Raw genomic sequence first — 8601 nt, 5'->3', positions numbered from 1 at the left:
CGGATGGCGGGAAAACCGCCACCCGAAGTTACGCAAGCGGATTGAAACCGTCTTCTCCCAACTGGTGGAAGCCCACATCCGCTCCGTTCAGACCAAGACGCTCGCCTCACTTCGCTTCCGTGTCGTCTTGGCCGTCCTCGGTCATAACCTCGCCCAGCCCTAAACGGCGTCTAGAGCAAAAACACGTCGCAGCATGGACACTCTCCTTCACCGGGCCTACACCTCAGCCCTGACCGGAGCCTAGCCAAAGCACAGCGGCGCAGGGGGCAAAGTTGCTGCTCCCCCAGATGGGTGTATACAGCGCCAGGTCTGGACGACAGTTCGACCTGGCAAAGCGTTGAGCGCCATACCCACTCCAGCACCTGCCAGAGTCCCGAGGCACAGGGCTGACCGAGCACACAATCCGGCCAGGGACATGCCCCCACGCCCGCTCAGGGCTCAGTGTCGCCCGCCATGGCCTGCCGCATCAGGTAGGCCCGGCGAAACGCCCGAGCGCCGTACTGCCCCCGGCTGGCCCACCGCAGTCGCTCGTGCACGTCCTGAGGTGTCAGCGGACGGTAAGCCACGGGCTCCCAGACCGTCCGGGTGGGCTCGGCCCAGGTGATGAGGCCACCCGGTTGGACAACGTACACGGGGCCGGGCTCACCCGTCTTTTCTACATGTGAACGCCACTCGGTGTGAACAAAGACGTGGTCAAGGCCCGAGATCGCGGAGGCGGGACGCTCCAGTGCCATGTACCGCCGAAGCTGGGCCAGCGCAGGCTTCGGCAGCAGCACGGGCTTGTCGTCCACCCGGAGCCTGCCGTCGCGCTCCGAGAGCCGAAGGGCACAAAGGGCTCTGGGGGTCAGCCCAGCGTGGAACATCAGCGCGATGATGGCCCGCTCCTGCTCGACCAAGTGTCCCACCTGCCCAATGGCCTTGGCCATCGCCCGGTAGGCCCTCAAGGTCACCACGGGCTTGACCCGGCCCGATCCGGGGATACGAATGCCGTTCATCGGAGAAGGGGTGCGCAGTCTATGCGGTAAGACCCCCCGGTGAAAAGCAAGTCGCCCCTCTCGCTCTCGCCGCCTCTGTTCTTTGGGCGGCTTTGGCACCAGCTCGTACCGTGCCCACGCGCCTAGGAAGGCAGCCACCGGGAGCAGCCGGGCCTTGACCTCTCTGGGGGGCAAACTGGCTAGGAGGTCGGCCCTGTAGCGCCGGAGGTGTGAGGGCCTGACGCTGCTGATGGTGATCACGCCTTGACCGGCACAGTAGGCAGCGAACTGGAGCAGGGCTTCGCGGTGCTGACAGCTCTTTTGGGTGTAGTAGGGCTCGGAGGACAAGTCGAAGTAGCGGTTTAGGTCGTTGAGCAGCTCGAATCCAGGCATAAGGGATGACCTCCGCACCGACCTCTGCCTTGGTCTTCGAGTATAGCTCCGCTGTGGGAGGGTGCTCAGCGCTTTTTATTGACATACCCCGTTTAGGGCTTGTGGCGGCGGGGGAAAAGTTCGACCAGCACGGCGACGAGCTGAATGGATCTGGGTCTGGGGGTCTGGGGATGGCGTGCTGTCCCTGGCCCTAGTCGGCTGATCGGTCAGCGCATGACCTCCAGTTCCAGGATGAAGATTCTGCTGAGGATGCCTGACCACCAGCCAGAATTCTTCTCTCGCATCCAAAATCTGTAAAATTCGCTCCCAGACGTTCTTGAGTTGCTCTCAGCCAAGCCCTAAACGGGGTAACAAAAAGAACGAGCCGCGCTTAGCGACTCGAGGACATTTTTTGGTTACGGGCTGCTTGCAAAGCGGATGCTCTCCCGCTGAGCTAAGCCCCCTCAGCGCCGCTCAAGGTAGCAGAATGCGCCCGCCAGGGCAAGCGCCCGCTAGCATGACCACCATGTTCCGCCGCCCACCCCTGCCGCCCTTCCCCGAAGGGGGCCTGCTGGTCGGTGGAGCCGCCCGCGACTGGCTGCGCGGCGCGGCCCCACACGACTACGACTGGGCCGTGCTCGACCCCGCCGAGGCCGCCCGAACGCTTGCTGCGAAGGCCGGCGGCTCAGCGTTTGCCCTGGACGAGGAACGGGGGTACTGGCGGGTCCATGCCCCCGGCGGCGTGCAGCACGATTTCGTGCCGCTGCCGGGCGACCTCACGGACGACCTACTGCGGCGCGACTTCACGGTGAATGCACTGGCCCTGACCTCGGAGCGGCGTGTAGTAGACCCCAGCGGCGGACAGGCCGATCTGAGGGCGCGGCGGCTGCGGATGGTGTCGGAGGCCAACCTCCGCGCCGATCCCCTTCGGGCGTGGCGGGCTGTGCGCTTCGGGGTCACGCTGGGCTTCCGGCTGGAGGCAAGCACCGAAGCGGCCGTGCGGCGGGTAGCGGACGCGCTCGCCGCTGGGACGCTACTCCTCCCCGCCGCCGAGCGCGTCCGGGACGAGCTGGAAGCCCTGCTCTCGCACCCGGACGCAGCTCGGGGCATCCTGCGACTGGAAGACCTCGGGCTGCTGGCCCTGACCCTCCCCGAATTGCGCGAGGGGATCGGGATGGTACAGGGCGGCTTTCACCACCTCGACGTGTTTCACCACGGGGTCGAAGCGCTGCACCAGCTTCTGGCACGCTTTCCGGACGCGGACCCCGCGCTGCGCTGGGCGACCCTCCTCCACGACGTGGGCAAGCCGCGCACGCGGGGCACCAACCCGCGTTCGGGCCGGACCACCTTCTACGGGCACGACCGGGTGGGCGCGGAGCTGGCCCGCGAGATGCTGACGCGGTTGCGGCTGCCCTCGGCCACGGTGGACCGGGCGGGGACGCTGGTGCGGGCGCATATGGCGCAGCTCCCGGCGAACGAGCGCGAGGCCCGGCGCTTCGTTCACCGCCGCCGCCCGCTGCTGCCCGACCTGTTGCGGCTGATGCTGGCCGACCGCGAGGCCTCACGCGGGCCGGACAGCCACCCTGCCATCCGGCACGCCTACATGCGGGCGATAGACCGGGTGCTCGCCGCGCTGGAGGAGCAGCCCCAGGCCCCCCGCCCTCTGCTGACGGGCGAGGACGTGATGGTCCTGCTGGACCTCTCCCCCGGTCCCGCCGTGGGGGAGGCGCTGCGGGCCGTCGCAGAGGCGCAGGCGCTGGGCGAGGTGAGGACGCCGGAGGAGGCACGGGCCTTCTTGCAGGCGCAGCGGGCAGAGGATTCCGCTCCCCGGTAGTCAGGCTTCGGTGAACGCTTTGCCTCTATCCTGGCCGCGCATGTCGCCGACCGAACCGAACCACCCCGTCACGCCCGAATGGGTCGCGGACGCCGTCTTCTACCAGATCTTCCCCGACCGTTTCGCCCGCTCCGGCCGTGTGACGGGCCTGAACCTCCAGCCCTGGGGCAGCCCGCCCACGGTCCACGGCTACATGGGCGGCGACCTGTGGGGCGTGGCAGAACACCTCGACCACATCCAGGGCCTGGGCGTGAACGCGATCTACTTCTGCCCGGTCTTCCAGTCGGCGTCTAACCACCGCTACCACACCCACGACTACTTTCAGGTCGATCCCATGCTGGGCGGCAACGACGCGCTGCGCCACCTGCTGGACGAGGCGCACGCGCGGGGCATCCGGGTCGTGCTGGACGGGGTGTTCAATCACGCCAGCCGGGGCTTTTTCCAGTTCAACGACCTATTGGAGCAGGGCGAGGCGAGCGCCTACCGCGACTGGTTCCATGTGGACGGCTGGCCGCTGCACGCCTACGACGACGCGGGGCCTGCCAACTATCAGGCGTGGTGGGGCATCCGGGCGCTGCCGAAGTTCAACACCGGGAATCCTGCCGTGCGCGAGTTCCTGCTGTCGGTGGGCGAGTACTGGATGCGCTTCGGCGTGGACGGCTGGCGGCTGGACGTGCCCAACGAGATTGACGACGACGAGTTCTGGCGCGAGTTCCGGCGGCGGGTCAAGGCGGTCAATCCTGACGCCTACATCGTCGGGGAGATCTGGGGGGACGCGCACCGCTGGTTGCAAGGGGACCAGTTCGACGCCGTGATGAACTACCACTTCACCCGCCCGTGCCTGGGCTTTTTCGGGGCGCGAACGATCAATCACCCGGTCAACGAGGTCAGTGGGATGGGCCGGGTGGACCCCATCGACGCCGCCGCCTTCGCCCGGCGCATCGGGGAGGTCACGCGGATGTACCACCCTGAGATCGTGCGGGCACAGCTCAACCTGCTGGACTCGCACGACACGGCCCGCTTCCTGACGGCGGCGGGCGGGGACGCCAGCGCCTTCCGGCTCGCCAGCGTCTTCCAGATGACCTATGTGGGCGCCCCCTGCATCTACTCCGGCGACGAGGTGGGCCTCCCCGGTGGCCCCGACCCCGACTGCCGCCGCGCCTTTCCCTGGCACGACGAGGCGAGCTGGGACAAAGGGACGCTGGGGCTGCTGCAACAGCTCACGGCGGCCCGCCACGCCACCCCCGCCCTGCGCCGGGGCGAGCTGCGCTTTACCCACGCGGAGGGTGAGGGGCTCGTTTATGCCCGCGAGTTGGAGGGGCAGGCTGCGTATGTCGCCCTTAACACCGCGCAGGCGGAGGCCCGGCTGCCGCTGACCGGGGTACGGCCCGGCCCCTACCGGGATGCGCTAAGTGGCCGAACCTTCGACCTAGGCGACGACACCGAGCTGGACGTGCCCGCACGGGGCGCCGTGGTCCTCGTTCCAGCCTGAGCAGGGCCAAAGGGAGGGCGGGGAGGTCGGTGTGCCTCCCCGCCCTCTTCCTTCCCGCTTACCCCTTCACCCCGCCGCTCGTCACCCCCTGGATGTAGTAGCGCATCAGGAAGGCGAACAGCAGCACCAGCGGCACCGCCGCCAGCACGTAGGAAGCCATCAGCGCCCCGTAGTTCGGCGTGACCGCCGTGGCCGCCCCGCCCCCCTGAAAGGCCACCAGCGCGACGGGCAGGGTGCGGTGCCGCTCGTCAAGCACCAGCGAGGGCAACAGGTACTCGTTCCACACTGGAATCAGCCGGATGATCGCCACGCTGACGAGCACGGGCAGGCTGACGGGCAGCACGATACGGCGCAGCAGCGCGAGGTGCCCGGCCCCGTCCAGCCGCGCGGCTTCCAGCATGTCGCGCGGAATCGCCTCGAACGCGGCCCGCAGCACCAAGATGGCGAAGGGCTGCCCGGCGGCGATGGTCGGCAGGATAATCGCGAGGTAGTTGCTGGGCAGCGTCAGTGCCTGAATCTGCACGTACAGCGGAATCAGGGTCAGGAACTCGGGCACCAGCAGCAGCGCGAAGGTGACCCCGAACAGCAGGTGCCGCCCCGGAAAGTCCATCAGCGCGAAGGCGTAGGCGCTCAGGCTGGCAAAGATCAACGTCGCCAGCACGCTCGCCACCGTCACGACCACCGAGTTCAGCAGCGGCCCCTGAATCTGTGCCCAGGCCAGCGCGTAGTTCTCCGGGTGGGCCGGAAAGGGCAGGTCCAGCAGGTTCTCGGCGTACTGCACCCGGTCCTTGAAGGAGTTGACCACGCTGAAGTACAGCGGGAACAGCGCCAGCAGGCCGAACAGCAGCAGCAGGCCCTGCCGCACCACCTCGCCCACGGTCAGGTTTCCGCGCTTCACCGGTTTCCCCGGCTCAGCAGGCGCGAGAAGGCGGTCAGCACGACCACCACGATCATCAGCAGGACGGCGATCGCCATCGCGTAGCCGTACTCGCCGTCGCGGGTGGCGGTGTAATACATCAGCAGCGCGGGCACCGTCGTCGCAAAGCCCGGCCCGCCCGAGGTCAGCACCAGCGGGCTGATAAAGTACTGCACGTTCCCGATAATCGCCAGCACCGCGATCAGCGCGAGTTGCGGGCGCAGCAGCGGCAGATCGATCCGCAGCACCCGTCGCCACCCTGTCGCGCCGTCCAGCCGCGCGGCGTCGAACACCTCGTCGGGAATGTTCTGAAGTCCGGCGTAGATCAGCAAGAAGTTGAAAGCGTCGATGTACGGAAAGCCCAGGAAAATCAGGCTGGGCAGCGCCGTGTCCAAGTCGCTGAGCCAGTCGTGGCGCAGCCCCTCCAGCCCCACCGCGCCCAGCAGGGTATTCAGCAGGCCATCGCTTCGGTAGAAGCTTCCCCACACCAGCAGCAGCACCAGCGAAGGAATCACGATGGGCAGCACGAAGAGGGTTCGGTAGGCGTATTGCCGCCGCCGCCCGCGCAGGTGGAAGATCAGCTCCGCAATCAACAGGGGGGGCACCACGGCCAGCAGCAGCCCCGCCGCCACCCAGATCGCCAGGTTCAGGGCGGCCTGGCCCATCACTGGATCGGTCAGCGCCCGCTGGAAGTTCTCCAGCCCCGTAAAGTTGGGGGTGTTGAGGCCGTCCCAGTCGGTAAAGGCCCGCGTGACGGCCACGTAGGCCGGGTAGTACGAGAAGTACCCCACCACCAGCAGGGTGGGCAGCAGAAAGAGGTACGCGGGCCACCCCTCGCGCAGCCGGGCGAGAGGGCCGCGCCGGGAGGCCGGGGGGGCGGAACGGGTGCCGGGCAGGGCGGTCATGGGAGTCCTCCGGGAAAAAACCGGGGCCGGAAGCGTGCGCGGCGGCAGGCTTCCGGCCCAGGCGTCAAGCGGCCCGGCCTATGGGCCAGGTATGGCTGAGGGTGGTCAGCAGGTAGGGACGGTCACTCATCCCGTGCGCCTCACTTGTACCTGGACAGGTTCACGTTGTTCTTGCGGGCGAAGTCGGCGGCGGCGCGGTCCAGGGTGGTCTGCACCTGCTTTTCCGCCTGGGCCAGCGTGATGTTCCCGCTGAGATACAGCCCGAAGATGCGCTGCATGTCCACCCAGCCCAGGTTGGCGGTGGCTGTCTGCACCCCGATGGACCGCTCCGGGAGCTTCACCTGCGCGGCGAGCGCCCCGCTGTCAAAGTTGCCCAGGCCCCCCAGCTTGGCGCTCGTGCCCGGCCACGTCGGGACGTAGGTGCCCTGCTCGGCGGTCAGGCGCTGGAGGTTTTTCGGCGTGCCAAAGTAGCGCATCCAGTCCAGCACCGCCTGCTGCTTGCCCTTCTCACGCAGGGACTTGTTGGACTGCGGGGTGCTCATCGCGTACTGGAAGCCGCCCGTGCCCGCGTAGGCGTTGGCGGTGTTCGCACCCGTCGCGTAGGGGCTTTCCTTTTTCGTCAGCTTGGGAAAGTTGAAGGTCCCGACCGCGAACTTGACCCCGGCGTCCTGCATCTCGCGGGCCTTGTAGCTGCCCTCGTAGAGCATTGCTTCCTTCTGCCCCACGAAATCCTGAAAGGCGTCGTAGTTTTTGGCGGGGTCGGCGGTCAGGTAGTCCTTCGGCCAGGTGTCGGTGAACTGCTTCATCACTGGCCACCACGACATGAACCGCTTGTCTTTCGGCGTCAGGATGCCCTTGGAGATGGCGACGGCCTCGTCCAGCGGGGACTGCCCCGGCAGCCCGTCATACCCCGTGAGCTTCGCGTAGTCCTTGGCGTACAGGTCCGAGAGGAAGTGGCGGCTCCACCACGGGTAGGCGGGCACGGCGTGCATGGGGTAGACCCCCGCTGCGTTCAGCTTCTTGGAGGCGGCGATCAGCTCCGGCCAACTCGTGGGGACCTTGGTGATCCCGGCCTTCTTGAACAGGTCTTTGTTGTAATAGATGCCGTAGACGACCTTGTCGCCGCTCAGGGTGTACACGGCCCCGTTCGCGCTGCGGCTTTCGGCGAGCTGCGCTTTGTCCATCGCGTCCTGCCAGGCTTTGTTCCCAGGGATATAGGGGTTGGGCTGCTTGAAATACGGCGCGAGGTCGGTCGCCACGCCCTTGGGCAGGGTGGAGTTCAGGCTGTAGGCCTGCGCCCAGTAGATGTCGAACAGGTCGCCCGCTGCCGCCTTGACCCGGATCATGGTGTTGGTGTCGGGGATCGGCTCGGTGTGGAACTTGATCTTGATACCGGGGTACTTTTTCTCGTACTCGGCGGCGATCTGCTGGAAGACCTTGAGGGGCTTGGCCTGACCGGGAAAGTTGGGCGCATAGTCGGCAGCGCTCATCGTGATGGTGCCGCGCCAGCTTCCGGGCGCGGCAACAGCGAGGGAACTGAGCAGCAAGGCGGACAGAACGACGGTACGCTTCATAGGGCCTCCTGAATACAACGGATTTTCCAACTATAGGAACGACCGAGCCTCTGAACTGCTGGAATAACTACGGGTTCACACCCTGGGTGGTTCAGCCATCTGGCATCACCTCATCCCAGCGTAACTCGACACTGACTCTGTGGGATGGCCGGGCGATGCGGCCTCCGCAGCGACGGCGTAGGTCCCGCCCTCGTTCCCAGGGTCGTCACGCAGCGAGAAGTAAGCGGAACAGGCGTCTGGCCACCAATTAAAAACCCCCACCGTGAGGGGTGGGGGGATGGAGTGGAGCGGGAGACGAGATTCGAACTCGCGACATCTACCTTGGCAAGGTAGTGCTCTACCAGCTGAGCTACTCCCGCACGGGAACGGCACCGCGTGCGGTGCCTTCCTCACCGGTCCTGTTGGGGGACCGGGTGCAGTATAAGAAAAAACCCCCGCACTGACCGACTTTTCCGGGACCCTGCGGTCCGAGTATCATGGGCGCTGCCGTGTTTCACGACCCTGTTCGGCATGGAGAGGGGTGGTTCCGCGGCG

Annotated in this window: 6 protein-coding genes, 1 tRNA gene, 1 rRNA gene and 1 pseudogene; 3 read left to right on the top strand and 6 right to left on the bottom strand. The window is 66.8% G+C overall.

Annotated elements, in window-relative coordinates; translation table 11 throughout:
- A pseudogene (locus tag F8S09_RS17300) lies at positions 1 to 163 on the top strand (IS982 family transposase); the annotation flags it as partial.
- A 268-nt stretch (positions 164 to 431) separates the two neighbouring features.
- Here the strand turns inward: F8S09_RS17300 and F8S09_RS17295 are convergent.
- Complete coding sequence (locus tag F8S09_RS17295) at positions 432 to 995, bottom strand: hypothetical protein (protein WP_152872675.1); 564 nt, start codon at positions 993 to 995, stop codon at positions 432 to 434.
- A gap of 877 nt (positions 996 to 1872) precedes the next feature.
- Here F8S09_RS17295 and F8S09_RS17290 point away from each other — a divergent pair.
- Entirely contained in the window at positions 1873 to 3180 is a 1308-nt protein-coding gene (locus F8S09_RS17290; RefSeq protein WP_152872674.1) for an HDIG domain-containing metalloprotein, read from the top strand.
- 40 nt (positions 3181 to 3220) lie between these two features.
- A complete protein-coding gene (locus tag F8S09_RS17285; protein ID WP_152872673.1) occupies positions 3221 to 4672 on the top strand; it encodes a glycoside hydrolase family 13 protein in 1452 nt (483 codons plus the stop codon).
- Between the two features lie 58 nt (positions 4673 to 4730).
- Here the strand turns inward: F8S09_RS17285 and F8S09_RS17280 are convergent, their stop codons facing one another.
- The 5 genes from F8S09_RS17280 to rrf all read right to left on the bottom strand — a co-directional run.
- Positions 4731 to 5570, bottom strand: a complete 840-nt coding sequence (locus tag F8S09_RS17280) for a carbohydrate ABC transporter permease (RefSeq protein ID WP_322618895.1) — start codon at positions 5568 to 5570, stop codon at positions 4731 to 4733.
- On the bottom strand, positions 5567 to 6493 hold the full coding sequence (locus F8S09_RS17275) for a carbohydrate ABC transporter permease (protein ID WP_152872672.1): 927 nt from the start codon (positions 6491 to 6493) through the stop codon (positions 5567 to 5569). Before F8S09_RS17275 ends, F8S09_RS17280 begins: the two co-directional genes overlap by 4 nt.
- Positions 6494 to 6633: 140 nt before the next feature.
- Entirely contained in the window at positions 6634 to 8067 is a 1434-nt protein-coding gene (locus F8S09_RS17270) for an ABC transporter substrate-binding protein (protein WP_152872671.1), read from the bottom strand.
- Between the two features lie 283 nt (positions 8068 to 8350).
- Positions 8351 to 8426 (bottom strand) — tRNA-Gly (locus F8S09_RS17265).
- 72 nt (positions 8427 to 8498) lie between these two features.
- A 5S ribosomal RNA gene (gene rrf, locus F8S09_RS17260) occupies positions 8499 to 8601 on the bottom strand; the annotation flags it as partial.

It is taken from the genome of Deinococcus terrestris, from assembly GCF_009377345.1.
Classification (GTDB): domain Bacteria; phylum Deinococcota; class Deinococci; order Deinococcales; family Deinococcaceae; genus Deinococcus; species Deinococcus terrestris.
The sequence above is the reverse complement of the archived record's forward strand: the minus strand, read 5'-3'. Positions and strand labels throughout refer to the sequence as shown.